This window comes from Streptomyces sp. NPDC000880 (genome assembly GCF_053599675.1).
In genome coordinates this window covers 1-24,443 of record NZ_JBSFMS010000030.1, presented here as the reverse complement: position 1 = coordinate 24,443, position 24,443 = coordinate 1, and the positions used below count along the sequence as shown (strand labels likewise).

Annotated in this window: 28 protein-coding genes and 5 pseudogenes; 12 read left to right on the top strand and 21 right to left on the bottom strand. The window is 68.8% G+C overall.

The genetic code is table 11. The features are described from left to right. Window positions 1-14: 14 nt before the first annotated feature. Window positions 15-707, bottom strand: coding sequence for a DedA family protein (locus ACWDO5_RS13120; RefSeq protein ID WP_450530363.1), 693 nt, complete (start codon window positions 705-707; stop codon window positions 15-17). Window positions 708-915: 208 nt separating this feature from the next. On the opposite strand from ACWDO5_RS13120, the gene ACWDO5_RS13115 reads away from it, so the two are divergent. Continuing rightward, the gene (locus ACWDO5_RS13115) at window positions 916-1,281 is read left to right on the top strand and encodes a YbjQ family protein (protein ID WP_450530362.1); all 366 of its coding nucleotides are present in this window, start codon (window positions 916-918) and stop codon (window positions 1,279-1,281) included. 46 nt (window positions 1,282-1,327) lie between these two features. Here the strand turns inward: ACWDO5_RS13115 and ACWDO5_RS13110 are convergent, their stop codons facing one another. After that, a complete protein-coding gene (locus ACWDO5_RS13110) occupies window positions 1,328-2,086 on the bottom strand; it encodes a MerR family transcriptional regulator (RefSeq protein WP_450530361.1) in 759 nt (252 codons plus the stop codon). Window positions 2,087-2,210: 124 nt separating this feature from the next. Between ACWDO5_RS13110 and ACWDO5_RS13105 the strand changes: the two genes are divergently transcribed. Beyond that, on the top strand, window positions 2,211-3,638 hold the full coding sequence (locus ACWDO5_RS13105) for a glutamate decarboxylase (RefSeq protein ID WP_450530360.1): 1,428 nt from the start codon (window positions 2,211-2,213) through the stop codon (window positions 3,636-3,638). Between the two features lie 20 nt (window positions 3,639-3,658). On the opposite strand, the gene ACWDO5_RS13100 is transcribed toward ACWDO5_RS13105, so the two are convergent. The 6 genes and pseudogenes from ACWDO5_RS13100 to ACWDO5_RS13075 form a co-directional block, all read right to left on the bottom strand. Then, a complete protein-coding gene (locus ACWDO5_RS13100; RefSeq protein ID WP_450530359.1) occupies window positions 3,659-4,438 on the bottom strand; it encodes an ABC transporter permease in 780 nt (259 codons plus the stop codon). Further along, window positions 4,435-5,365, bottom strand: a pseudogene (locus tag ACWDO5_RS13095) (ATP-binding cassette domain-containing protein). The gene ACWDO5_RS13100 and the pseudogene ACWDO5_RS13095 overlap by 4 nt, the downstream one beginning before the upstream one ends. A gap of 100 nt (window positions 5,366-5,465) precedes the next feature. Continuing rightward, the gene (locus ACWDO5_RS13090) at window positions 5,466-6,107 is read right to left on the bottom strand and encodes a PadR family transcriptional regulator (protein WP_450530358.1); all 642 of its coding nucleotides are present in this window, start codon (window positions 6,105-6,107) and stop codon (window positions 5,466-5,468) included. 92 nt (window positions 6,108-6,199) lie between these two features. Next, window positions 6,200-6,778 carry a DinB family protein gene (locus ACWDO5_RS13085; protein ID WP_450530357.1) on the bottom strand — a complete coding sequence of 193 codons (579 nt, stop codon included), beginning with the start codon at window positions 6,776-6,778 and terminating at the stop codon, window positions 6,200-6,202. A gap of 104 nt (window positions 6,779-6,882) precedes the next feature. Continuing rightward, window positions 6,883-8,340, bottom strand: coding sequence for an aldehyde dehydrogenase family protein (locus tag ACWDO5_RS13080; RefSeq protein ID WP_450530356.1), 1,458 nt, complete (start codon window positions 8,338-8,340; stop codon window positions 6,883-6,885). A 59-nt stretch (window positions 8,341-8,399) separates the two neighbouring features. Next, entirely contained in the window at window positions 8,400-9,263 is an 864-nt protein-coding gene (locus ACWDO5_RS13075; RefSeq protein WP_450530355.1) for a helix-turn-helix domain-containing protein, read from the bottom strand. 354 nt (window positions 9,264-9,617) lie between these two features. Between ACWDO5_RS13075 and ACWDO5_RS13070 the strand changes: the two genes are divergently transcribed. Next, window positions 9,618-10,136, top strand: a complete 519-nt coding sequence (locus ACWDO5_RS13070; RefSeq protein WP_450530354.1) for an ATP-binding protein — start codon at window positions 9,618-9,620, stop codon at window positions 10,134-10,136. A gap of 101 nt (window positions 10,137-10,237) precedes the next feature. On the opposite strand, the gene ACWDO5_RS13065 is transcribed toward ACWDO5_RS13070, so the two are convergent. The 5 genes from ACWDO5_RS13065 to rpmG form a co-directional block, all read right to left on the bottom strand. After that, complete coding sequence (locus ACWDO5_RS13065) at window positions 10,238-10,471, bottom strand: DUF397 domain-containing protein (RefSeq protein WP_307661922.1); 234 nt, start codon at window positions 10,469-10,471, stop codon at window positions 10,238-10,240. A 422-nt stretch (window positions 10,472-10,893) separates the two neighbouring features. Beyond that, window positions 10,894-11,136 carry a 30S ribosomal protein S18 gene (gene rpsR / locus ACWDO5_RS13060; protein ID WP_450530353.1) on the bottom strand — a complete coding sequence of 81 codons (243 nt, stop codon included), beginning with the start codon at window positions 11,134-11,136 and terminating at the stop codon, window positions 10,894-10,896. Next, window positions 11,136-12,272 (bottom strand): CobW family GTP-binding protein, encoded by a 1,137-nt coding sequence (locus ACWDO5_RS13055; protein WP_450530352.1) that lies wholly within the window; start codon window positions 12,270-12,272, stop codon window positions 11,136-11,138. Before ACWDO5_RS13055 ends, rpsR begins: the two co-directional genes overlap by 1 nt. Next, window positions 12,269-12,517 (bottom strand): type B 50S ribosomal protein L31, encoded by a 249-nt coding sequence (locus ACWDO5_RS13050; protein ID WP_450530351.1) that lies wholly within the window; start codon window positions 12,515-12,517, stop codon window positions 12,269-12,271. The genes ACWDO5_RS13055 and ACWDO5_RS13050 overlap by 4 nt, the downstream gene beginning before the upstream one ends. An 8-nt stretch (window positions 12,518-12,525) precedes the next feature. Next, entirely contained in the window at window positions 12,526-12,690 is a 165-nt protein-coding gene (gene rpmG / locus ACWDO5_RS13045; protein ID WP_450530350.1) for a 50S ribosomal protein L33, read from the bottom strand. Window positions 12,691-12,756: 66 nt separating this feature from the next. Between rpmG and rpmB the strand changes: the two genes are divergently transcribed. Genes rpmB through ACWDO5_RS13030 form a run of 3 tightly spaced genes read left to right on the top strand, consistent with a single transcriptional unit; the run spans window position 12,757 to window position 13,796 of the window. Beyond that, window positions 12,757-12,993 carry a 50S ribosomal protein L28 gene (gene rpmB / locus ACWDO5_RS13040; protein ID WP_450530349.1) on the top strand — a complete coding sequence of 79 codons (237 nt, stop codon included), beginning with the start codon at window positions 12,757-12,759 and terminating at the stop codon, window positions 12,991-12,993. Beyond that, window positions 12,993-13,298 (top strand): 30S ribosomal protein S14, encoded by a 306-nt coding sequence (gene rpsN / locus ACWDO5_RS13035; RefSeq protein ID WP_450530348.1) that lies wholly within the window; start codon window positions 12,993-12,995, stop codon window positions 13,296-13,298. The genes rpmB and rpsN overlap by 1 nt, the downstream gene beginning before the upstream one ends. 39 nt (window positions 13,299-13,337) lie before the next feature. Next, the gene (locus tag ACWDO5_RS13030; RefSeq protein ID WP_450530347.1) at window positions 13,338-13,796 is read left to right on the top strand and encodes a hypothetical protein; all 459 of its coding nucleotides are present in this window, start codon (window positions 13,338-13,340) and stop codon (window positions 13,794-13,796) included. Between the two features lie 120 nt (window positions 13,797-13,916). Here ACWDO5_RS13030 and ACWDO5_RS13025 read toward each other — a convergent pair whose 3' ends face one another. Beyond that, on the bottom strand, window positions 13,917-15,038 hold the full coding sequence (locus ACWDO5_RS13025) for a DUF2786 domain-containing protein (RefSeq protein ID WP_450530346.1): 1,122 nt from the start codon (window positions 15,036-15,038) through the stop codon (window positions 13,917-13,919). Window positions 15,039-15,155: 117 nt separating this feature from the next. After that, the gene (locus tag ACWDO5_RS13020) at window positions 15,156-15,818 is read right to left on the bottom strand and encodes a lipoprotein (RefSeq protein WP_450530345.1); all 663 of its coding nucleotides are present in this window, start codon (window positions 15,816-15,818) and stop codon (window positions 15,156-15,158) included. Between the two features lie 77 nt (window positions 15,819-15,895). Here ACWDO5_RS13020 and ACWDO5_RS13015 point away from each other — a divergent pair, with 77 nt between their 5' ends. From ACWDO5_RS13015 to ACWDO5_RS13005, 3 genes are read left to right on the top strand one after another with little or no spacing between them, the layout of a single operon-like run. Continuing rightward, window positions 15,896-16,465, top strand: a complete 570-nt coding sequence (locus ACWDO5_RS13015) for a sugar O-acetyltransferase (protein ID WP_450530344.1) — start codon at window positions 15,896-15,898, stop codon at window positions 16,463-16,465. Window positions 16,466-16,499: 34 nt separating this feature from the next. After that, window positions 16,500-16,931 carry a LuxR C-terminal-related transcriptional regulator gene (locus ACWDO5_RS13010; protein WP_450530343.1) on the top strand — a complete coding sequence of 144 codons (432 nt, stop codon included), beginning with the start codon at window positions 16,500-16,502 and terminating at the stop codon, window positions 16,929-16,931. A gap of 52 nt (window positions 16,932-16,983) precedes the next feature. Next, window positions 16,984-18,666, top strand: a complete 1,683-nt coding sequence (locus ACWDO5_RS13005) for a bifunctional 3'-5' exonuclease/DNA polymerase (RefSeq protein ID WP_450530342.1) — start codon at window positions 16,984-16,986, stop codon at window positions 18,664-18,666. A 1-nt stretch (window position 18,667) separates the two neighbouring features. Here the strand turns inward: ACWDO5_RS13005 and ACWDO5_RS13000 are convergent, their stop codons facing one another. From ACWDO5_RS13000 to ACWDO5_RS12975, 6 genes and pseudogenes are all read right to left on the bottom strand, one after another. Further along, entirely contained in the window at window positions 18,668-19,513 is an 846-nt protein-coding gene (locus tag ACWDO5_RS13000; protein WP_450530399.1) for a hypothetical protein, read from the bottom strand. A gap of 43 nt (window positions 19,514-19,556) precedes the next feature. Continuing rightward, window positions 19,557-19,661, bottom strand: a pseudogene (locus ACWDO5_RS12995) (SigE family RNA polymerase sigma factor); the annotation flags it as partial. Between the two features lie 183 nt (window positions 19,662-19,844). Beyond that, entirely contained in the window at window positions 19,845-20,303 is a 459-nt protein-coding gene (locus tag ACWDO5_RS12990) for a pyridoxamine 5'-phosphate oxidase family protein (RefSeq protein ID WP_450530341.1), read from the bottom strand. Between the two features lie 104 nt (window positions 20,304-20,407). Next, a complete protein-coding gene (locus tag ACWDO5_RS12985; protein WP_450530340.1) occupies window positions 20,408-20,752 on the bottom strand; it encodes a VOC family protein in 345 nt (114 codons plus the stop codon). Between the two features lie 319 nt (window positions 20,753-21,071). Further along, entirely contained in the window at window positions 21,072-21,572 is a 501-nt protein-coding gene (locus ACWDO5_RS12980; RefSeq protein ID WP_450530339.1) for a hypothetical protein, read from the bottom strand. Between the two features lie 141 nt (window positions 21,573-21,713). Further along, window positions 21,714-22,310: pseudogene (locus ACWDO5_RS12975) on the bottom strand (NF041680 family putative transposase); the annotation flags it as partial. Window positions 22,311-22,833: 523 nt separating this feature from the next. Here ACWDO5_RS12975 and ACWDO5_RS12970 point away from each other — a divergent pair. From ACWDO5_RS12970 to ACWDO5_RS12960, 3 genes and pseudogenes are all read left to right on the top strand, one after another. After that, window positions 22,834-23,571: an SDR family NAD(P)-dependent oxidoreductase gene (locus ACWDO5_RS12970; RefSeq protein WP_450530338.1), complete on the top strand. Its 738-nt coding sequence runs from the start codon at window positions 22,834-22,836 to the stop codon at window positions 23,569-23,571. Between the two features lie 99 nt (window positions 23,572-23,670). Then, window positions 23,671-24,135, top strand: a pseudogene (locus ACWDO5_RS12965) (aldehyde dehydrogenase family protein); the annotation flags it as partial. Window positions 24,136-24,249: 114 nt separating this feature from the next. Next, a pseudogene (locus tag ACWDO5_RS12960) lies at window positions 24,250-24,443 on the top strand (hydrolase); the annotation flags it as partial.

Genomic DNA, 24,443 nt, shown 5'->3' with positions numbered 1-24,443 from the left:
TCGTACGGACGGATTCAGCGCTTGGCGTGGCGGCCGTGCTGCGCCGGGGGCACCTCGTCGGCCGGTCCCGCTGCGGCGGCTTCCTTCTTCCCCCGGGAACGGGCCCGCAGGAACTCGATCGCGATCGGCAGCACCGAGAGCAGCACGATGAGGATCAGGATCGATTCGATGTGCTTGTTGACGAAATCGACCTTGCCCAGCGCGGCGCCGAGCAGGGTGACGCCCGCACCCCACAGGGTGCCGCCGATGACGTTGAAGGTGATGAACGAGCGGTAGTTCATCCGGCTCACACCGGCGATGATCGGCGTGAACGTACGCACAATGGGCACGAAGCGGGCGAGCACCAGCGACTTGGGGCCGTACTTCTCGAAGAAATCGTGCGCCTTCTCGACGTTCTCCTGCTTGAAGAGCCTGGAGTCGGGGCGCTTGAAGAGCGATGGGCCGACCTTGCGGCCGAAGAGATAGCCGACCTGGTCGCCGATGACGGCGGCGAGGACGATCAAGGCGCACACCGCCCACAGCGGGACGTCAAGCGCTCCGGTGGTCACCAGCAGGCCGGTGGTGAACAGCAGCGAGTCACCCGGCAGGAAGAAGCCGATGAGCAGGCCGGATTCGGCGAAGACGATGACCAGGACCCCGATCAGGCCGAAGGTCGAGATCAGATAGTCCGGGTCCAGCCAGCTCGGTCCGAGCGCAAGGGTAGTCACGAGGTCCGGGCTCCTGAGTAGTCGATAGTCGGTCGATCGTCGATTCGGCCGTGTATTCGGCGTAGTCGGCAGCCCAAAGCTATCAACGCATCGCGGCCGTTCCACGTTCCATCGGCCAGCTCAGGATGCACCGTGCTCCGACTGGGACAAAGCTGTGCGTCACAAGCCTCAGAAAGCTGCATGGGAGCCGTACGGAAGGTGGACGCTGATGGGCATCGAAGATTTCGGCGGCGGACAGGGACCGGGGTCCGACGTACTGGTCGTCACCACGAACGACGTAGCCGGATTTCAGGTGCAGGAGGTCATCGGAGAGGTCTTCGGCCTCACCGTGCGCTCACGGCATCTGGGCAGCCAGATCGGCGCGGGCCTCAAGTCGATGATCGGCGGCGAGCTCAAGGGGCTGACCAAGACCCTGGTCGAGACCCGCAATCAGGCGATGGAGCGCCTGGTCGAGCAGGCGCGCTCGCGCGGGGCCAACGCCGTGCTGATGTTCCGCTTCGACGTGTCGGAGGCGGCGGACGTGGGCACGGAGGTCTGCGCGTACGGCACGGCGGTGGTCCTGGCCCGGAGCTGAGCCGGGCTCGCGCCCGGGCCGGGTCCGGGCCGGGGCCCGGACGCGATCAGCTGCCCCGCACCGCGTTCGCGAGGATCGCGTCACGCAGATGGACGGCGAGCCCCGGCCTGGTGGAGTCGTAGAACGCGCGGAACCGCTCGTCCGAGACATACATCTCGCCGAGCCCCGTGTGGATCTCGTAGGTGCACTCGTAGAACCACTTGGTGATGTGCTGCCGGTGCTCCTCGGCCATGTCCATGGCCCGCTCTCCGGTCGGCGGCTCACCGTCCGTCATCAGGGCGTCGTAGCGGGCGCCCCAGTCGGCGACCTCCTCCTGCATGCGCTTCCAGTCGTCCTTGGTGTAGCCCGCGACCCGCCGCTGCGACTCGGCGTAGTTGGCGGTGCCGCCCCAGCGCCGCTCGGCCTCCTCGGCGTACTGCTCGGGGTCCTTGTCCCCGAAGACCTCGAACTTCTCCTCGGGCGTGAGATTGATGCCCATTTTCCGTGCCTCCATGGCGTGTTCGACGGCCTCGGCCATCTTCTGCAGCTTCTCGATCCGGACCGTCAGCAGCTCGTGCTGCCTGCGCAGGTGCTCCTGCGGGTCCGCGTCCGGGTCGTCGAGAAGTGCCGCGACCTCGTCGAGCGGGAAGCCGAGCTCCCGGTAGAACAGGATCTGCTGCAGCCGGTCGAGGTCGGCGTCGTCGTAACGCCGGTGGCCCGCGTGGCTGCGGCCGCCCGGCGAAAGCAGTCCGATCTCGTCGTAGTGGTGCAGCGTGCGCACCGTCACTCCGGCAAACGCGGCAACCTGTCCCACCAAGTAGCTCATCGCTCTCCGCTCCTTCGTTTTCGTTACGCGCCTCAGCCTGCTGCCTCACGTTGCGTGAGGTGCAAGCCCGTACGAGCCTGGGACCTGAACGCTTACAGCCCGGAGCAGAAAGGCGGTGAGGACGATGCCACTCCACAAGGGCGCGGGCAGCAGTGCCCCCGAGGACGCGGAGGAAGCTCGCAGGCTCTCCCTCAACCCTTTCTACGGCGCGGCCGACCCGGTCAGCGGAATGACCTCGGCCCCGCCCACCCACCGGCTTCCCGACGGCCCGCTGCCACCCTCGACGGCGTACCGCCTGGTCCATGACGAGCTGATGCTCGACGGCAACTCCCGGCTCAACCTCGCCACCTTCGTCACCACCTGGATGGAGCCACAGGCGGGGGTGCTGATGTCGGAGTGCCAGGACAAGAACATGATCGACAAGGACGAGTACCCGCGCACCGCCGAGCTGGAGCGGCGCTGTGTGGCCATGCTCGCCGACCTCTGGAACGCCCCGGACCCGGCCGCCGCGGTCGGCTGCTCGACCACCGGCTCCAGCGAGGCCTGCATGCTGGCCGGCCTGGCACTCAAGCGCCGCTGGACGAAGCGCAACGCCGACCGCTATCCCGCGACAGCCCGCCCGAATCTCGTGATGGGCATCAACGTCCAGGTCTGCTGGGACAAGTTCTGCACCTTCTGGGAGGTCGAGCCGCGGCTTGTGCCCATGGAGGGCGACCGCTTCCATCTCGATCCGCAGGCGGCGGCCGATCTCTGCGACGAGAACACCATCGGCGTAGTAGCCGTGCTCGGCTCGACCTTCGACGGGTCCTACGAACCGGTCGCCGAGGTCTGCGCCGGCCTGGACGCCCTCCAGGAGCGCACCGGCCTGGACATCCCCGTCCATGTCGACGGGGCGTCCGGCGCGATGGTCGCGCCCTTCGTCGACGAGGACCTCGTCTGGGACTTCCGGCTGCCACGGGTCTCCTCGATCAACACCTCCGGGCACAAGTACGGCCTGGTGTATCCCGGCGTCGGCTGGGCGCTGTGGCGCACGGGTGCCGAGTTGCCCGAGGAACTGGTCTTCCGGGTCAACTATCTGGGCGGCGACATGCCCACCTTCGCCCTGAACTTCTCGCGCCCCGGCGCCCAGGTCGTCGCGCAGTACTACACCTTTCTGCGGCTGGGCCGGGAGGGCTACCGGGCCGTCCAGCAGACATCCCGGGACGTCGCCCGCGGGCTCGCCGCCCAGTTCGGGGCCCTGGGCGACTTCGAACTCCTCACCCGCGGCGACGAGTTGCCCGTGTTCGCCGTCACCACCGCGCCAGGCGTGCAGAACTTCGACGTCTTCGACGTCTCGCGGCGGCTGCGCGAGCACAGCTGGCTGGTGCCCGCGTACACCTTCCCGGCCAACCGAGAGGATCTCTCCGTACTCCGCGTGGTCTGCCGCAACGGCTTCTCCTCCGATCTCGCGGAGCTGCTGATGGAGGATCTGAACCGGCTGCTGCCCGAACTGCGCCGCCAGCCCTACCCGTTGAGCAAGGACACGGCGGCGGCGACCGCCTTCCACCACTGACGGCCGCCCCGCCCCGGCAGTCAGTGACTGAGCCGCCTGAACCGCCGAACCGCCAACGGGAAGAACACCGCCACCAGCGCGAGTGGCCACACCGCCGCCATCAGCTGGGCGTGCTCCGCCGCCCAGGAGCCGTCCGCCACGCCCGGGATGCCGGACAGATCCCTTACCGCCGTGGCCGTAGCCGACATGGGGTTCCACTCGACGGCCGCGCCCAGCCAGCCCGGCATCGACTCCGGCGTCGCGAAGGCGTTGGAGAGGAAGCCGATCGGCCACACCAGGATCTGCACGGCCTGCACCATCTCCGGCTTGCCCGCGACCATTGCCAGATGGATCCCGATCCACAGCATTGCGAACCGCAGCAGGAGCAGCAGACCCACCGCCCCCAGGAGCGAGACGAATCCGCCGTGCCAGCGCCAGCCGATCGCGTACCCGACGCCGATCATCACGACCAGGCTGAGCGCCGACTGGAGCATGTCCGCCACGCTCCGCCCGACCAGCACCGCGGAGCTCGCCATCGGCATGGAGCGGAACCGGTCGATGACCCCCTTGCCCAGGTCCTGGGTGACGGCCAGCATCGTCGACTCCAGGCCGAAGGCCATGGTCAGCGCGAGCATGCCGGGGACCAGGAAGTCGACGTACCCCCCTTCGACGCCCCGTCCGCCGCCGACCAGATAGCCGAACATCAGCAGCAGCATCACCGGGAAGACCAGGCCGACGACGACCTGCACCGGCTGCCGCGCCCAGTGGGCGAGTTCGCGCCGGGTCATGGTCCAGGAGTCGGTGAGAGCCCATACGGTCATGCGGACACCTCCTGAGTGAGGTGCAGGAACACCTCGTCGAGCGTGGGGCGCCGGACGGCGATGTCCTCCGCCTCGATGCCGGCCGCCTCCAGGGCGCGCACGGCCTCGGTCAGGGCCGCCATCCGGTCGTCCACCGGCGCGCTGACCAGCCTCCGGTCCTCATCCACGATTGCCTCGCCCGGCAACAGCGAGGCAATGCACGCCAGTTGTCCCGCGTCACGCAGGACGATGTCGATCCGGTCGCCGCCGAGCTTCGCCTTCAGCTGGTCCGCCGTGCCGTCCGCAATCACCCGCCCGGCGTCGATCACCGAGATCCGGTCGGCCAGCTGATCCGCCTCCTCCAGATACTGCGTGGTCAGCAGTACGGTCGTGCCCCCGCCGACCAGTGAGCGCACCGCGCTCCACACCTCGGCCCGCCCGCGCGGGTCGAGCCCGGTCGTCGGCTCGTCCAGGAACAGCACCTCCGGCTCGGTGATCAGCGACGCCGCCAGGTCGAGCCGCCGGCGCATCCCGCCGCTGTACTGCTTGACCGCCTTTCGGCCCGAGTCCGCGAGCCCGAACCGCTCCAGGAGTTCGTCCGCCCGTGCGACCGCCCGCCGAGCGCCCAGGTGGTACAGCCGCCCGAACATCTCCAGTGTTCTGCCGGCCGCCGAGCTCCTCGTCGACCGCCGCGTGCTGCCCGAGCAGCCCGATCCGCCGCCGTACTTCGGCCGCCTCGGTCCGTACGTCGTGGCCTGCCACCCGCACCACGCCCTCGTCGTGCCGCATCAGCGTCGCCATGATGCGTACGGCGGTGGTCTTGCCCGCGCCGTTGGGCCCGAGCACCCCGTGCACCGTGCCGCGGACCACCGCCAGATCCAGTCCGTCCAGTGCCCGTTTCTCCCGGTACCGCTTCCGCGCGCCCTCGACGACGATCGCGTCCGTCATGCGTCTTCCTCCAGCACCTCAAGCACCCGCAAAACCAGTAGTCAAACTTGATTACTGCTTCGAAGGCATCCTCCCCGGATCCACGATTGGTCAAACTTGATTAGCCCTGATCGCCCTCATGCGGCACACCCGTGGCATACGGGTTCTCCTCGCCCTCGGCGAGCACCCCCACAAAGGGATCCCCCTCCCCCGAGAAGGTGTACGCCCCCTCCTCGATCCGCCGGATCAGGCCCCGTGTCCACTCGGCTCCGAAGTCCGCGGAGCCGACCCACAGGTTCATGATCTCGCCGATGTGCCCGAGCGACTGGGGACCGTCCTCGGGGGTGTAGTACTCCGTCACCGCGGCCCGCCACTCCTCCAGGCCGCGCACCCGCTCCTTCAGCAGCGCGACGGTCTCGTCCCGCCTCAGATCGACGATGAAGCCGATCCCCGCCGAGAGCATGTCCAGCTTCTGGTCGTAGACCGTCAGGGATTCCCGAAGCAGTTTGAAGAACTCCTCGGTGCCCTTCTCGGTGATCTCGTACTCGGAGCGCGGCGGGCCGCCGGCAGTCGACGGCGCGATCTCATGGGCGTGCAGCAGGCCTTGCTTCGCCATCTGCTTCAGCGCGTGGTAGATCGAGCCGGGCTTGGCGTTGGACCACTCGTGGGCGCCCCAGTACTCCAGATCGTTGCGGACCTGGTAGCCGTGCGCCCGCCCGTGCTGGCGTACGGCTCCAAGGACCAGCAGCCGGATCGCTGACATGCGCGTACCCTTCCTATTCAACTTTGACTAGGGTACGCGGAGAACCACGGATGTACGCGGACCGGGCCGGCGAGAGCACCCCCGCCGGCCCCCTACTCGCCCCAGCTCCGACCGCTCTCCAGCGCCACGAGCTCGAACGAGCCCTTGCCGTCCAGCGACTCACGGATGATGTCCGCGTGGCCCGCGTGCCGGCCGACCTCCTCCACCAGATGCAGCATCAGCCAGCGCATCGAAACCGCGCCGTCCTTGGGGAACCAGGGCGCGTCGGGCAGCGGGAAGGTGTCGTCCAGGCTGGGCACGGAGTGGATGAACTCGTCGGTCTCCTTGGCGACCGAGTCCCAGAACGCCAGCATTTCCGGGATCGTCTCCTCGCCGACGAGCCGGAGGCTGTCGCCCCAGGTCTCCTCGTTGCGCGCCCTCTCTCCCCCAGAGCTGCCTCTGGAAGGTGCCCCCAGCTTTTGCTGCGCCATCCGCAGCCAGTTCAGCTCCGTCTCAGCGACGTGCTTGAGCAGTCCGGACAGCGAGAACTCGCTGGCGCTCGGACGGCTCGCCGCCTGCTCCTCGGTCAGTCCCAGAACCGAGCGGCGGATCGCGCCGCGCTGCGCCTCGACGAAAGAGAGGAGCGCGCCGCGCTCGTCGCCGTGGGCCTCCGCGGGAACGTGAGTGACCATGATGTCCGCCCTTCCGAGCTTGGCTGTGCCGTCCTGACAACAACCAAGCTACGGACCCTTGCGGTCAGCTTCTGTCCGCAAGGGCCGGACGTCGCGGAGATGTATCAGAAGGGGAACTGCGAGCGGCCGTGCTGCACCGAGATCCACTTCTGCGTGGTGAACGCCTCGATCATCGACTCACCGTTCAGCCGCCCGCTGCCGGAGTGCTTCTCGCCGCCGAAGGGGACGATCGGCTCGTCGTGGACGGTGCCGTCGTTGATGTGGATCATTCCGGTGTTGATCCGCTGGGCGATCCGTACACCCCGCTCGATGTCGCCGGTGTGCACCGCGCCGCTCAGTCCGTACGGAGTGTCATTGGCGATCTTGACCGCCTCGTCCTCCCCGTCGAACGGCACGATCAGAGCAACCGGGCCGAAGATCTCCTGCTGCAGGACCGGCGAGTCGGCCTCGAGATCGGTCAGCACCGACGGGCTCACCAGATTGCCCTCGGACGTCCCGTGCAGCAGCGCGGTCGCGCCGGCCTCGACGGTCTGGTCGACCAGTGCCGTGACCGCGTCGGCCTGCGTGGAGTTGATGAGCGGGCCGATGTGGGTCTGCGGGTCCGCCGGGTCGCCGACTTTCAGGGTCTTGACCTTGGCGACGAACTTCTCGGTGAACTCCTTCTCCACGCTCCGGTCCACCAGGACGCGGTTGGCGGCCATGCAGACCTGCCCCTGGTGCACGTAACGGCTGAAGACCGCCGCGTCCACCGCGTAGTCGATGTCCGCGTCGTCCAGCACGATCAGCGCGCTGTTGCCGCCCAGTTCGAGAATGGCGCGCTTGAAGTTGGCCGCGCAGGCGATGGCGACATGCTTGCCCACCTTGTCCGAGCCGGTGAAGGAGATGGCCTTCGGCACCGGGTGCTCCAGCAGCGCGTCGCCTATCTCGGCTATGTCGGTGATGACGACGTTCAGCAGTCCGGCGGGCAGGCCGGCGTCCTCGAAGACCTTGGCCACCAGGGACCCGCCGCAGATCGGGGTGTTCTGGTGCGGCTTGAGGACCACCGCGTTGCCCAGCGCCAGCGCCGGGGCAACCGACTTGATCGACAGCAGGAAGGGGAAGTTGAAGGGGCTGATGACGCCCACGACGCCGACCGGCAGACGGTAGACACGGTTCTCCTTGCCGTCGACCGGCGAGGGGAGGATCCGGCCCTCGGGCCGCAGGGAGAGCTGCACCGCCTCGCGCAGGAACTCCTTGGCGAGGTGCAGCTCGAAGGCCGCCTTGAGATGCGTGCCGCCCAGCTCCGCGATGATCGCCTCGGTGATCTCCTGCTCGCGGTCCTCGATGATCCGCAGGGCGCGCTCGAAGACCAGTCGGCGGGCGTAGGGATTGGTCGCACCCCAGGCTTCCTGCGCGCGCTCCGCGGCACGGTAGGCCAGGTCCACCTCCACGGCGGTGGCGACCGGGATCGAGGCCAGCTTCTCCCCGTCGTACGGGTTGAAATCGATGATGTCCCAGGAGCCGCTTCCCGGCCTCCACTCGCCATCAATGTACTGGTGGGCCAGCTCGGTGAAGAAGGACATGTGATCCGATTCCTTACTGCAGAAGCAGATGCCTGACTTCACGTCATCGTACTTGTGTTTTAGATCAGTTGGATGAGCCCACGGAGAAGGTCCCGACTCTCGGCCGGATCCGGACTGTCCTGCTGGAGACGCTCCATCACCCGTTCGTAAAGAGCGACTTCTTCGCGCTTGTCCAGATACAGGGCGCTGGTGAGCTGCTCCAGATAAACGAGGTCGGAGAGGTCCGACTCGGGGAAGCGCAGCATGGTGAAGGAGCCGCTCTCGCCCGCGTGCCCGCCGAAGCTGAAGGGCATCACCTGCAGGGTGATGTTCGACTGCTCGGAGATCTCGATCAGATGTCTCAACTGGCCCTGCATCACCGCCCGGTCGCCGTACGGGCGGCGCAGGGCCGCCTCGTCGAGGATGGCGTGGAAGCGGGGCGCGCGCTCGGAGACGAGGACCTTCTGGCGCTCCAGGCGGAGCGCGACCCGGCGGTCGATCTCGGCGCGCGGGGCGTCGGGGATGCCGCGGGTGACGACCGCGTGCGCGTACGACTCGGTCTGCAGCAGTCCGTGTACGAACTGCACTTCGTAGATACGGATGAGCGACGCGGCGCCCTCCAGGCCGACATATGTCTGGAACCAGCCGGGCAGCACGTCGCCGAAGCTGTGCCACCACCCGGCGACATTGGCCTCCTTGGCGAGGCCGAGGAGGGATTCGCGCTCGGATTCGTCGGCCACTCCATAGAGCGTCAGCAGATCCTCGACGTCCCGTGCCTTGAAGCTCACCCGTCCCAACTCCATGCGACTGATCTTGGATTCGGATGCGCGGATGGAGTAACCAGCCGCCTCGCGGGTGATGCCGCGCGACTCGCGCAGCCGCCTCAACTGGGAGCCCAACAGGATGCGCCGCACCACGGAACCGGAAGACTCGCCTGCGGTCACGACTCCAACCCTCCCCATCGCTAGGTCTCGCTACGTCGATGTGTGTGCCGATGTGTGTCGACGTGTGTCGCCATGTGTCTCGCGGAGTCCCCCCGAACCCCGAGACCGGGATTGTGCCACCAAAACGCTTCAGCCCGTACTCATTCGATTACGGAAATGAGACGGCTTTGAGAAGGGGGTAGAAGAGATCTGAGGAAGAAATGAGTCAGAACCGGCACCGGGCTGGACAGGTCGGGCACGTGCACGTGCATCTGCCCTTGCATCTGCTCTACGCATTCGGAACCATGGTCCTCGCGCACCTGCGTGCTCGTTCGTGTTGTAGCGTCACAGCCGCGATTCCTGGGAGAGCCTCGCATGGGGACGAATGGATCGACCATGCTCGAGCCGTTACGGCAGGGGCTTCCCCCAATCGACCCCGCAGCGGTTTCCAGCTCCGCCTCATGCGCCCTGCCCGCCCGCTATGAAGCGGTGCGCGGAGCACGGCAGTTCACCAAGGCGACGCTAGGGCAGTGGGAGCTGAGTGACCGTTTCGACGATGTCGCGCTGGTCGTCTCCGAACTTGTCACCAACGCACTGCGGCACGCGCTGCCCGCCGACACCCCGCGGGAGATCCGGGAGTCCCAGGACCCGCCCGTACGCCTGCATTTGATGCGCTGGACGGGCCGGCTGGTATGCGCGGTGCGCGATCCCAGCCACGACAGTCCAGGGGCGTCCGGCGAGAGCGAGGACGCCCCTTTTCCGGACCCGAGCGGGGGTGCCGAGTCGGGCCGCGGTCTGTTCCTCGTGGACTCCTTCAGCGACAGCTGGGGCTGGCACCCGCTGGCCGGGGCGCTGCGCGGCAAGGTCGTCTGGGCGCTGTTCCGGCTGGGCTAGGCCGCCGGGGCCGAGCAGCCCTGGCGGCTCGCCGGCGAAGCCACCCACCGGACAGCAACCACCAACGCCCCCTGGCCCACAGCCTCCACGGACCCGGACGCCTAGACCAGGTGATCGAACTCCCCGTCCTTGACGCCGAGCAGCAACGCTTCTATCTCGGCGGGCGTATAGACCAGGGCCGGGCCGTCGGGGTGCCGTGAATTGCGCATCGCCACGTCGCCACCGGGCAGTTTGGCGAACTCCACGCAGGATCCCTGGGAATTGCTGTGCCTGCTCTTCTGCCAGACAACCCCGTGAAGCTCCGTGGCCGCCATGCCGTTGTACGCGTGGTGCACGAGAACGCTCCCGGGGTACAGGTGCAGGTGTCAACTGTCCCGGATCATAGCTGTGTTTCATATGCCAATGCATGAGCGGCTGCACGGGCAGATGCACGTGCACGCCGGGTGGTCCCTCGGTTACAGCTTCTCCAGCTGTCGCGCAGGCCCGCAGGACCTGCCACCGCCCGCCGCCGTCCATCAGCTTGTGCGCCATGGCCTGAGCCGGATCGTCCGGAGCGAATCCCTCGCGCACAAGGATGAGACGTGTTCCACGCCCTTCTGGCTCCAACGTCCAGGTAATCGTCCAGTCGGCGGGGTTCAGGGCGCCGGCTCGGGCTCGGTCAGCACGCGCCGGCGCACGGTCGTCACGTTCGTACGGGGAGGTCATGGCTCATCGTCGGGCATACGGTCAAGCAGCTCGCCGAGGCGCCTTCTACATATCACTTGCCGGAGGAGTACGGCAGCAGCGCCATCTCGCGGGCGTTCTTGATCGCACGGGCCAGCAGACGCTGCTGCTGGGCGCTGACCCGGGTCACGCGGCGGCTGCGGATCTTGCCGCGGTCGGAAATGAACTTCCGCAGCAGGTCAGTGTCCTTGTAGTCGATGTACGTAATCTTCGCCTGGTCCAATGGGTTGGGGCGGGCCTTGACGGGCTTGCGCGGGTCGGTGCGGCGGGGGGACATCAGACCTCCAGGAGGGAGTCGAAGGCGGGCGGCAGCCGCTTCCAGGCTTCGCGGCCCGCGGCGTACTCGGCATCGGTCAACAGGCAGGATTCGAGGAGCCGTTCCAGGCCGTCGCGGTCCAGGCCCGGCGAGGTGAAGACCAGGTGCTGGCAGCAGTCCCCGTGCTCGGGGTGCCAGTCCAGCGCGGCTGCAGCCCGTCGGACCGGCGGGACCAGTTCCCAGGCGGCGTCCGGCAGCGAGGCGAGCCAGGGGCCCGCGTTCTCCACGCAGAGCGCGCCGCCCGCCGCGTCCCAGGCCAGCAGGGTGTCAGGGCGGTCCGCGAGCCAGAAGCGGCCGCGGCTGCGGGCCGCCGCACAGGTCAGGTCCTCCAGCGCCTGATAGAGCCGCTCCGGGTGGAAGGGGCGGCGGCGGTGCCAGACGTACGTACCGACCCCACAGTCGTCCGCCTCCTGCGGCAGCAGCGCACAGGCCGGGTGCTGGGCTGCCGCGGCCGCCTCCACGTCGAAGCCGGCCAGCGCGGCGGCGGCCAAATCGGCTCCGCCGACTGCCACTTGGCGGGCCGTCGGGTGCAGTTGGGCGAGCAGCGCACGGTCCTCGTCGTCGGCCTCCTCACCGTCCACGACGGCGAGCACGGGCGCGTACTCCAACTGGCGCGCCCAGGTGTCGGCGACAGTGCGCCGGTCGCTGATGGCGGCCGCGAGCCCCACGTCGATCAGGTCGTCGCTGTTGCCGAGGTAGGGCAGCAGCAGGGCCGGGTCGACCGCGGTCATCACCGAGGTGACGGTGAGGCGTTCGCCGCCGTGCGCCGCGACGACCTCGGCCATCGCCTTCGGTTCGACCGAGTCCCACAGCTCGACGATCGCGAGCCGGGTCGTGCCGCCCTCCGCGAGCCGTTCCAGCTCGGGCACCAGGTCCTCGCGCAGCGCACAGCAGGCGCAGTCGTTGACCAGCGGCGTCTCGCCGGTGTTCTGCACGCCGTGCGCGTCGCGGACACTCCGTACGACCGTCCCCCGCGCGGCGGTCGACAGGTCGTGGTGGAGCGCGACGCTGCCGGGCACCGTGGCCAACAGCCGGTCCACGGCGGCCTTGCGGGCGTCCGAGTGCAGCCCGGCGACCAGCGCGACGGGAAGCCTCACGCTCGTCCTCCGTACCGCCGCTCGAAGCGCTCCACCCGCCCGGCCGTGTCGAGCACCCGCGCGGTCCCCGTATAGAAGGGGTGGCTCGCCGAGGAGATCTCGACGTCGATGACGGGGTAGGTGTTGCCGTCCTCCCATTCGACGGTCTTCTCGCTGGTGGCGGTGGAGGAGGTGAGGATGGCGAAATCGGCCACCTTGTCACGGAAGACGACGGGGCCGTACTGGGGGTGAATACCGGGCTTCATCGCGCTTCTCAGCGCTCCTCTCGGAAGTCGACGTGCTTGCCGGCCATCGGGTCGTACTTGCGCAGCGTCATGCGGTCGGGGTTGTTACGGCGGTTCTTGCGGGTCACGTAGGTGTAGCCGGTGCCTGCGGTGGAGCGGAGTTTGATGATGGGGCGGAGTTCGTTGCGGGCCATGGGGTTAGTATATGGAAATGGTTTCCATTACCAAACAGGATCCCGTCAACGAGAGGTGAATCACCTGTGTCCGCCCACTGCCAGCTGACCGGCGCCCAGCCGGGCTTCGGCAACAACATCTCCCACTCGCACCGGCGCACGTCGCGCCGCTTCGACCCCAACATCCAGCGCAAGCGCTACTGGCTGCCCAGCGAGGGCCGCCATGTCCGGCTCACTCTGAGCGCCCGCGCGATCAAGACCATCGACACGATCGGGATCGAGGCCGCCGTGGCCCGCATCCGTGCCCGCGGGGTGAAGGTCTGATGGCAAAGAAGAGCAAGATCGCCCGCAATGAGCGGCGCAAGGAAGTCGTCGAGCGATACGCCGAGCGGCGGGCGGAGTTGAAGGAGATCATCCGCCGCCCGGGCACGAGCGCGGACGAACGGGTCGCCGCTCAGGAAGAGTTGCGACGTCAGCCACGCGACGCGAGCGCGACGCGGGTGCGAAACCGGGACAGCGTCGACGGCCGACCGCGCGGGCATCTGCGGAAGTTCGGCATTTCGCGGGTGCGGCTGCGTGAGCAGGCACACGCCGGATTCCTCCCGGGAGTTCGCAAAGCCTCCTGGTAGTTTGGCGCGGTCCTGAAGCCGACAACGGGAGACCGACAAGTGCACAAGCGCGTACGTACTTCAGTGGCCGCGGCGGGTCTTGTCGCCGCTCTGGCGTTGACCGGCTGTGGCAGCGGCGGCGGTGCCGATGCGGGCAAGGACACCAAGACGTCTGCCGCACCCACGCAAGCGGGCGACGGCGCGACGGGCAGCGGGAGCATCGAGGGCGCCTGGACCGGTGTCACCGACGGCAAGGCCGTCGCGCTGACCGTTTCGGGCAAGACCGCCGCGGTCATTGCCGACGGGCACGTCTGCACGGGCGAGGTGATGGACCATGGCAAGCCGATGCTGTCGCTGAAGTGCGCCGATGGGAACACCGACCGATCGATGGGCTCGATCGAGTCCAATGACGGCACGACGCTGGTTGTCTCGTGGGGCGCCGGCGCGAAGGACACGCTCACCAAGACCGACCCGGCCAAGCTGCCGACGGGGCTGCCGACCGGCATCCCGACTCCCTGACGCTCCTGACGTCTCTGACGTCTCTGACGTCTCTGACGTACGAGGTCGGTTACGGGCCGCGGACCCTGCACGGGTTCGCGGCCCGTCGTCGTCCGGTGCCCTACCCGTGGCCGGCGTCCCTCACGGGTTGAGCTTCCCGCGGTCCTGCGCCACGCGCGCGCTGTCCGCCGCCGCCCTGCCGTGGGTCCAGCCCGCTTCGTCCGTCACGCCGCGGACCCGCGTGGTCGTCGTCTGCGGGAACATTTCCTCCGCGCGGTCCGTGACAGCCACGTCCCGCGATGCCAGTACCGGCAGCAGGTCCGCGGTCACCACTTCGTCCGCCACCGCCGCGAGCCGCTCGCCCAGCCGGTCGGCGTACGCCATCAGGAACGACTGGCGGAAGGTCTTCGTACGCTTGCGGCCGCCCGCGCGCTGGCCCGCCTCCGCCCGGCTCATCGCCGCCGTCCCCTGAACCAGCAGCGAGGTGTACATCAGCTCGACCGCCTCCAGGTCGCCGTCGAAGCCGACGACCGTCGAGAAGCCGAAGCCGCTGTTCCACACCGCGCGGCAGCGGTTCGCGGAGGCGACCGCGTCGAGGAGGATCGCCTTGGCCGTTTCGTACGGGGCGTCCACGCCGATACGGCAGGCCGCGGGTGCGTCGGGGCGGTGGGTCCGGGCGGCGAGCAGGGCCTCGTCAACGCTGTGGCGCGCCATCAGTTCCTGCGCCTTCGCGGTGAGCGCCTCTGCCTCCTCGGGGTAGCCGGTCGCCTCCGCCTTGGCGAGCAGGGCGCGGATGCGGGTGAGCATGCGCGGCTCGTGCGGGGCGGACTCGGTGGAGAAGGGTGCGCCGGGGACCGGGCCGACCGGTTCGGTCGCCGGGAGCCGGACCAGCAGCCGGTACAGCTCCAGCACGACGGTGGCGTACGAGAAGCGGTCCGCGGCGTAAGGGGCCTGCTTCAGCTCGTCGAGCTGGGCCCGCCAGCGTGGGGCGAGATGTGCGTACCTGCCGCTCTCCCCCACGATCAGCTCGGCGACCAGCCGCTCGTGCGCCTCGTCGAGGTCGCGCCGGACGATCCTTACGACATCGGCGGGCTGCCAGCCGCGCTCCCAGGCCCGGCGTACGAACTCCTCGCCGCGCAGCCGCAGTTCGGCATCGGCGGCCGGGGCGGCAGCGAGCAGCGAGGCGCCGGTGTCGAGGCCTTCGTCGCCGTCCGCGTACAACGCGACGGCGAGGGCCTTCTCCACCGTACCGACCGTGCTCACGCCCAGATGATCCCACGGGTAGGTCTACCGCCAGGTCGCCCCCCGGTGGACGTGATCACCGCCCCGGGAGACGGAAGCCTGGAGGCACGGACACCAAGCGCGGGCCCGCCCCCGCCGTCAGGCGCCGCGGACGGTCTTCTTCGCCAGCTCGTACGCCGGAAGCATCGCCTCGTGCTCCTCGGAGTCCAGTCCGCCCAGATGCACGACGACCACGCCCTTTCCAGTGGTGAAGGCGAGCGCCCGCTCCTTCTTGGGCTGGTCCAGGAACTCGTCGGTGTTGAGGTAGTTCACCTCGGCCGCCGCGTACTGGCCCGCCTTCGTCTGTGAGTACGCGACCTTGTCCCGGCTCTTCGCCTCGTCCGCGACAAAGGCTTCGAGCGCCTTGCGCGGGTCGTCGCCACCGGCGCCCCCGGTCCAGACGCGGATGAAGCCGATGTGCCCGGCGGGCTTCGCGTCGATCTCGCAGACGAGCGTGACGGGCCCCTGCTTGAGCACCCCGAGTGCGGGGTCGCTCTTGACCGCCTTCGGCCTCCAATCGGCCGCGAGGTCGAACGCGACGGGCAGCGCGCACGGCGAACCGGCGCCCCCGACCGTGCCGCCCTTCGCCGCGGTTCCGGGCCCATCACCCTTCGCCGCGTCCTTCGCACTCGCCTTGCCCCCGGCGGGCTTCTCCGGCTTCGGCTCCGTCGAACAGCCGGTAAGCACCCCCGTCACCAGCACCCCCATCACCAGCGCCGCCGGGACCGACCCCGCCCCCACACCACGTATCGGACTTCGCACCACGAATCTCCACCCCTGGTTCAGTTCGAACAAACGTGATCGATCCTAGAGACGTCGACCACGGTGGAGGGACTGGGATGGGCGAGAACAAGGACCGCATGCTGGCCGGTGAGTGGTATCTCCCGGACGACCCCGAGCTGGGTGAGGACTCCCAGCGGCGCTTCGAGCTCTGCGCCGCGTACAACGCGAACGGCGGCGCGACGCCCGCGGAGAGGGGGACCATCCTCGCTGAGCTGCTCGGCTCGCTCGGCGAGGACGTACGCATCCGGCCACCGTTCCAGTGCGACTACGGCCACCTCATCTCCATCGGCGACCGTACGTTCATCAACTTCAACGCGGTCTTCCTCGACGCCGCCCCGATCACCGTCGGCTCCGACGTGCAGATCGGCCCGAACGTCCAACTCCTGACCCCCACACATGAGTTGGACACCGAGCGCCGCCGGGCCGGCTGGGAGAAGGCGTCCCCCATCACCATCGGCGACAACGTCTGGCTGGGCGGCGGGGTGATCGTCTGCCCCGGGGTGACCATCGGCGAGAACACCGTGGTCGGCGCGGGATCGGTGGTCACCAAAGACCTGCCGGCCGGGGTGCTGGCGGTCGGCAACCCGGCCCGCGTCATCCGTACGCTCACGCCGGCGGCGCAGTGACCTCCGGCGGAGTGACCATCAACTTCCCCCGTACGTGGCCCGTCTCGCTCAGCGCCTGAGCCTTGGCCGACTCCGCCCGGGGATCGCCCTCGCCGAGCATGCGCGGCCGGCGGTGAACGGCAGGCTCCGGGTCCCGGTCGTGGAGGTCTTCCCGCTGGCAGGCGAGCGCCTCGAAGTGCTGGGCGGGCGGCTGGACATCGATGCGGTGCCCGGCTGGGGCACGACGGTCACAGCGACGATCCCGCTGGGGGCGCCGGACACCTCGCCCGCCGATCCGCTCGGCTCGCTGGGGGCGCGGGAGCTGGAGGTGCTCACGCATCTGGCCCGCGGGCACCGCAACCGGGTGATCGCGCAGGAGCTGCACATCAGCGAGTCGACGGTGAAGTTCCATGTCGCGAACATGCTGACCAAGCTGGGGGTCGCGTCGCGGGGCGAGGCGTCGGCGCTCTTCCATGCCGTGGCCTGACACCCCTCGGCACGAGGAGCGGTTGTCAGACCCGGCTGCCACACTCGCACCCATGAGCGATCGATGGGCTCTGGCGGCGGAGGGCGACGGGGCGCGGCTCGTCCCCCTCGGTCCCGACGGCCTGCCCACCGGTCCCGTCCGGATGGAGCCCGATCTGGTCGAGGCCGTCCGGTCCCGGCCGGAGGTCGGCCGGTGGGTCTGGCGCTCCACCGCCGAGATCTATCCCCGCCTGCTGGCGGCCGGGGTGCGCGTCGAGCGGTGTTACGACATAGAGGTCGCGGAGCTGCTGCTGCTCGGCCACGAGGGCCGGCTCGGCGAGCCCCGGTCGGCGACGGCCGCCCTGGCCCGCCTGCGGAACGCTCCCGTACCACCCGATCCGCCGCAGCGCGCCGCCGAACCGGGCTCGCAGTCCTCGCTGTTCGAGCCGCAGCCCGTGCCCGTACCGCTCGAGGCGCTGCTTGAGGTCTACGCCCACCAGCAGCGAAGACACGAATCCGCCGAGCACCCCGGGCGGATGCGGCTGCTGACGGCCGCCGAGTCGGCGGGGATGCTGGTGGCCGCGGAGATGAACCGAGCGGGGCTGCCGTGGCGGGCGGACGTCCACCGGGAGGTTCTGCACGAGCTGCTCGGCGAGCGGTACGCGGGCGGGGGCGAGCCGCGCCGGCTGGCGGAGCTGGCGGAGGAGGTGTCGGCGGCATTCGGGCGCCGCGTGCGCCCCGATCTGCCCGCGGACGTGGTGAAGGCCTTCGCGCAGGCCGGGATCAAGGTGAGGTCGACGCGCCGCTGGGAGCTGGAGGAGCTCGACCATCCGGCCGTGAAGCCGCTGATCCAGTACAAGAAGCTGTACCGCATCTGGACGGCGCACGGCTGGAGCTGGCTCCAGGGCTGGGTGCGGGACGGGCGGTTCCGCCCCGAGTATCTGCCCGGCGGCACGGTCTCCGGCCGCTGGACGACCAATGGCGGCGGGGCACTTCAGATCCCGAAGGTGATCCGGCGCGCGGTGGTCGCGGACGAGGGCTGGCGGCTGGTGGTCGCGGACGCCGACCAGATGGAGCCCCGGGTGCTGGCCGCGATCTCCCGCGACCGGGGCCTGATGGAGATCGCGGGCCACGACGGCGACCTGTACTCCGCGCTGTCCGACCGGGCCTTCTCCGGCGACCGCGACCACGCGAAGGTCGCGCTGCTGGGCGCGATCTACGGCCAGACGTCGGGCGACGGCCTGAAGAACCTGGCCATGCTGCGACGCAGATTCCCGCTGGCCGTGGCGTACGTGGACGACGCGGCCCGCGCGGGCGAGGAAGGCCGGCTCGTACGCACCTGGCTGGGCCGCACCAGCCCGCGGGCGGCCGGGTCGGGCGACGACGAGGAGGCGGGGATCCCTCAGGAGAGCGAGGAACTCCCGTCCCCGGACACCGAATTCACGCCCGGCTACGCGTCGTCGAACGCACGGGCGCGAGGCCGTTTCACTCGTAACTTCGTGGTCCAGGGCAGCGCGGCGGACTGGGCGCTGCTGATGCTGGCGGCGCTGCAGCAGGCCACCGCGGGGATGCGCGCGGAGCTGGTGTTCTTCCAGCACGACGAGGTGATCGTGCACTGCCCGGCACACGAGGCGGAGGAAGTGGCGAAGGCGATCCGCGCGGCCGGGGAGCTGGCCGGGCGGATCGCTTTCGGTCAAACGCCGGTGCGGTTTCCGTTCACGACGGCGGTGGTTCAGTGCTACGCCGACGCGAAGTGAGTCATGGGGTGGGCAATGGCTCCTCCTCCATCGCCTTGAGGTAGGCCTGGTCGTTCCACTGGGGGTCCAGAGCGATCTTCTTGAGGAGCGGCAGATTGAGCGGCGGGCTGTTGCGCGTCGCGTCGGCGTCCGGGGTGGGCGCGTTGTAGGCGGCGATGGTCACCTGCTTACCGCCCGGCAGACTGGCCGTGACGGTCCAGCGGATCACACCCTTGCCGCCCGTCTCCACCCGCTCCTGGCGGACATTGAGCAGCGTGTCCCCAGTCTTGTTCGTCTTGCTCTTGTCGAGGCTGACCTCAACGGATCCGACGCCGAGGCCGTCTTCGTTCAGGATGAGCCGGGACCAGCACGTGCTGTCGCATCCCTTGGCGTACGGGGCGCCGGACTTGGCCGGCTTGTGCATATGCATCAGTCGCGTGACCTGTTGGTCGGCCTCGGCCCAGGTCGGCCGGGTGGCGCCGCCGACCAACTCCTTGGGAGCGGCGGGCAGTTCGTCAAGGGCGGGCTGCCATTTCTTGGACGACGCCAGGGCCTTCAGCTGCTGGACGGTGAGGGGCGGCGTGTCCCGGGTCGCCTTGGCGCCCTCCCGGTCGGGGGTGTTCCATTCGGAGACCTCGACCATGTGTCCGTGCGGGGCGAGATAGGTGGCCGTCCAGAACTTGCGGAACCCGCCGCTCTTTCCGTACTCCTCCTGGTAGATCCGCACCTTGGATCCGTCCGCCGACGTGGTGACGGTGCAGTGGGGCACCCGGCGGCAACTGGTGTACTGCCGGGTCGAGTACCCAAGGGGATCGACGCGATACAGCTCGGCGGTGAAGCCCGCCTTGCCCTTGCCGTCGTCGTACACGAACGACGCCGCCGGGCCGAGCTGATCGCCCGTGCCCCGGCCCGGCGAGATGGGTGTCGCCGCTGGTGAGCAGGCATGCGGAGCGAAAGAGATGGCCTGTACGGCCGGCTGCGAATTCCATGAAATCGTCCGCGCGGGACTGTCTCATGCCCTCCCCGTTCATCCCCGTTGTCCAGCTTGCTTGTCACTCGAGGGCCTCTCGCCCCTCACCTGAATGACGCGGTGACCCGGACGGAATGTTTCACAGGGAGTTCAGCAGGTCACGGCGCGCCCTCGTCGGGGAGCGCCATGCCTCGCGACGGCCCTCGTGGCCGGCGGTGTGCCTCGTGTGTCAGGGGACGACCCAGTGGCCACCGCTCATCAGCTCGCGACCCCCGATCTCGTTGGCCTCGCGCCACGCCTGGATCCGCTGCGGATGAATCCGGAAGTAGAGGTAGGAGCTGGTCAGTTGGCGCGGATCGAACCCCGTCTTCGCCGCAAAGGCGTCGCCGACCTCGTCCTTCAGCTCGGCAGCTTCCAGTGCGAGCACGGTTCCCTCGATGAGTACGAGATCGCGAGTAGGGCCGATGCCGAGGCGGACCTTTCCGGTGGCCTGCAGATTGCGGCTGGTCGGGCTTGAGGACGGCGTGGCCACCAGCAGCGTGACGCCGTCCCACAGGAAGGACAGCGGCACCAGATAGGGCGTCCCGCTCTCCGGGTCGGCCGTCGCCACCCAGGCGTCGATGTCCTGCTCGAGCCGAATCAGTGCGTCCAGCTTGCGTTGTTCCGGGGTCCGGGCGGGCGGGGTCATCCGAAGCGGCCTCCTTGGCGTCCACGTCGTCGCGGACGGGCGGCGCGGTCAGTGCATGCTGCCGTGGGATCGCGCCGCCCATGCGGCTGAGGTGACTCGTACCCTCAAGCAGACTGAATGAGGCCGATGACGTTGCCGTCCGCGTCCTTCACCATGGCGGTCAGCTTGCCGCCGCCGACGTCCTTGACGCCTTCCAGCTCCTCCGCCCCGGCGTCGAGGAGCGCCTTCACGCTGGTCTTGATGTCGTCCACGTGCCAGTAGGCGACGGGGCCGGTCATGCCCTTGCTGTGGCCGTGGGGATCGAGGCCGATGTCCTGGCCCGCGGCACGGAAGCCGACGTAGTACGGCTCGTCCATGCTGGGCTCGACGCCCAGCAGCTCGCGGAACAGGGCCTTGGCACTCGCAAGGTCCGTCACGGGGTAGATGATCGTCTTGATGCCTTCGGTCATGGCGCACTCCTCAGGTGGTGGTCATGCTGCTCGTCACGTGGACGGCGTTCGGTCCGTCAGAGGTATGACACGCCGCGACCGAGGAGTGTGACCGTGGCGACACGGTCTTCTCGACGGGCCGTGGGCGAGCGCAGCCCAAGGCAGGCAGGTCTGGTGATCCAGATCCCCGGACCTGCCAAAAAGGCGTCGGCCTCATGCGATCTTGTGGAGGGCGTGCGTGACCAGTCCGCGCTCCTGGAACGCATCGAGCACGCGCGAGACCTGGCTGCGGCTGAGCGTGGTGCTGTTGCCCAGGGACGAAGCCGGGGACCGGGATGGGTCACTGAGCGCCAGGCGCCGGTACTGATTCAGGACGGGGCGTCACGACCGTAGCGCTCTCTACCAGGCGCACCGCTTCTCTCAGCTCTTCGGAATACCAGTCGAAGTGGTCCTCCAGCTGCGCACGAACCGCTGGACTGGAGCTGTGGATCGACTTCAGCAAGGAGAGCCAAGAGGTCCGGTTCGCCGAGGAGACGTTGCCGCTTTGCGTCGCAATCTCTTGCATGTATATGCAGTACAACTCCGCAATGGATGCGATCCGGCCGGACTCGGGGTGATCGGCCGGCGCCCGAAGATTGTCGAAGAAGTACGGCCGCAGGTGCGGGTACTCGATGAACACGTCCTTGAGCCGGATGCCGATGTCGTATGTCGCGCGCCGAGCGCTCGAGCGAAGGTTCTCGACGAGGTGGCGCAGTTGCACAACCACGGCGACCAGCCCGATCAGAGACACAGTGCCGCCGCCGATAGCCGCCCACGCCTGGGCCGTCTCAGTCCAGCGCATCGCGCCCTCTCAAGGTGGTGAGGACCACAGGGCTTACAGAAGTGGCGCCAAAGCCCCAAGCCGGAAATCGTTCCGGATGAGATGATGGTGCGTCAAGAGAGCCTGGGATCCAGGGGGTACCGCTCGCGCTCAGCTTGACGTTTAACCTCGGTGGGCTTGGTGTTCCTTGATGGATTCGGCGCGTTTGACCGTTTTGCCGACGTCGTGGTGCTTGGCCCGGTGCTTGTTCTTTGAGCCGGGAGGGCGTCCCGGGCCTGGGCGGGACGGTTTTGGTGCGGCTGCCGGGCGGGACACGGTCGCGCGGAGGTTGCGAAACCCCCGGCGGATACGTGCGGGGGTGAGGCGTCGTGGTTCGGCGGGCCGTTCCCAGGGGCGGCGGAGGTCCTTGGCGAGGGGGCGGGCGAGGCGGAGCTGTGTGTGGGCGGCGATGATCAGCCAGGTCCACAGGTCGGCGGTGTCCGCGTGGCGGACCTTCGGGGCAGTCCAGCCCAGGGTCTGCTTCATCAGCCTGAATGTGTGTTCCAGGTCGAATCTGCGGAGGAACGACTGCCACCAGCGGTCCACGTCCGCGGGTGCGGCGGCGGTGGCCGAGCACCACAGCCAGACCGGCTTCGGGTCGCGGTCGCTCGGCAGGCGCTCGACCTTGAGCCGCACCAACGTGCCGTGGAGGATGGGCAGTTCCTCCTTCGCGTGTTCCAGCCAGGGGCCGCGGTGGGTGAACCGGGGATGCATCCGGTCGCCCGGCCGCCAGTGCCCCGCCTGCGTCAACCGCTCGACGACGTCGCGCAGTTGGGCGGCGGTCACGAGCGGCCGTCGCCCGGCACGAGCCGTGAACAGGCCGTCGGCGCTGTCCTCAGCGAGTTCGTAGTCCGTCACCGTGGGGTTGTCGAACAGCACCGCCGCCGTCGGTGTGATCGGCGGCCTGATCTTCACCAGTACCTGAACCCGCTGGGCCCAGCCGCGGGGCTGGCCGCCGCCGACGTTCACCCGCGTCTTCGGCCCGCCACTGCGCGCCGCGCTCTTCGGCACCCGGCACACCCCGGCCGCCCCAATGAAGTAACGCGGGGAGCGGAACGTAGATGGAGTCGGCAAGTGGCGTCAGGCTGGTTCGGGCGCGGGTGGTTCGGCCGCGGATCCGCCACGACGGAGTAAAGTATGACCTCATGATCATCCGCAGTGTCTTGCGATTCCCATCCATCCCAGCACGGCCCTGGGCGGTCTCGCCCACATCCCTGGCTCCCACGCCGTCGGCGGCCGCCGAGTGAGCCGGAGGGTACTGGTTACGGGCGCCTCTCGCGGAATCGGTCGAGCGGTCGCGGAAGCGTTCGCGAAGAACGGTGATCGAGTCGCTGTTCACTACGGGTCACGGCGTGCGGCAGCAGAAGCCACTCTCGAAGGACTGGCGGGGGGTGGGCACATGGCGATTCAGGGGGACGTGAGTTCACCGGAGGGCGCTGCCGCCCTCGTCGAAGGCGTCGTGGAAGGTCTCGGCGGCATCGACGTCCTGATCAACAACGCAGCAGTGAACGTGACTCACCCGCTTCCGGATACTTCTTATGAGGACTGGCAGGTTGCCTGGCGTCAGATCGTGGACGTCAACATCCTCGGAGCGGCCCACGTCAGCTACTGCGCAGCCCGCAGCATGATTGCTCATCAGGTCGAGGGGCGCATTGTCAACGTCGGGTCGCGCGGCGCCTTCCGCGGCGAACCCAACCACCCCGCGTACGGGGCGAGCAAGGCCGCCCTGCACGCACTCGGGCAGTCGCTGGCGGTGTCACTCGCGACGTACGGGATCGTAGTCGGCTCGGTCGCTCCCGGTTTCGTGGCCACCGAGCGTGTCGCCGACCGCATCACCGACGAAGTCCTGTCCCAGAGCCCCTACGGGCGGGTCGCCACGCCACAGGAGGTGGCGTCAGCCGTGCTCTACCTTGCGTCACCCGAGGCGACATGGTCGTCCGGTGCCGTCCTTGACGTCAACGGCGCTTCGTATCTTCGCTGATCGCCGCATTGCGTACGGGGTAGAAGTCCACCGGCGCGCCCAGCTCCGAGTGATCACGAAGCTGGTCAGGAGCACGCGCGATCAGCGATGCCGCGTCAGGACGCCGCTGTCCCGGTGCTGGCCAAGGCGGTCACCACCTTCACCGGACAGTTCTGCATGACCGGCAGCCGGATCCTGGCCCAACGGGGTGTGGCCGACGAATTGCGCACCCGGCTCTCCGCCGCCCTGGAAGCGGTACGGGTCGGTCCCGGCGACGACCCGGCCAGCGAGATGGGTCCGCTCATTGACCAGGCGAACGCCGACCGTGTGCACCAGGCCGTCGCCGACGCGGCCGCCTACGCCAAGATCCTCGTCCGGGGCGGCCGGGTCACCGACGGCCCGCTGGCCGCGGGCGCCTTTGTCCGGCCGAGCCTGGTAGAGGTCGAGGACGTGGACCGCCCGATCGTCCAGAAGGAGATCTTCGGCCCGGTCGCCACCTTCGAGGTCTTCGACGACGAAGCCGCCGCGAGATCTCGTCCCGCCTCCGGCGCAAGGGGCGGCGGCGCGCTGTTGCGTGCCTGGACGTTGCGGTGAGGAGTTCGTTGTCCGGGCAAGTAGTCCGAAGAATCCGGGCCCGGAGGTGCTTGAACCGGGTGCGCGGCACGGCGCCTCGCAGCTCAGATCGACCAGGAGATCTCGATGACCAGTCCCAAGGGCCTTCTCGACCCCAGCGAAGCAGTGATCGTCTTCATCGACCACCAGCCGATGACCCTGTTCGGCGTGCACTCCCACGACCCGCAGCAGGTCGTCAACAACACCGTGGCGCTCGCCGAGATCGCCAAGGTGTACGACGTCCCGGTCATCTACACCACCGTGGCTCGCGAGGCCCTCGG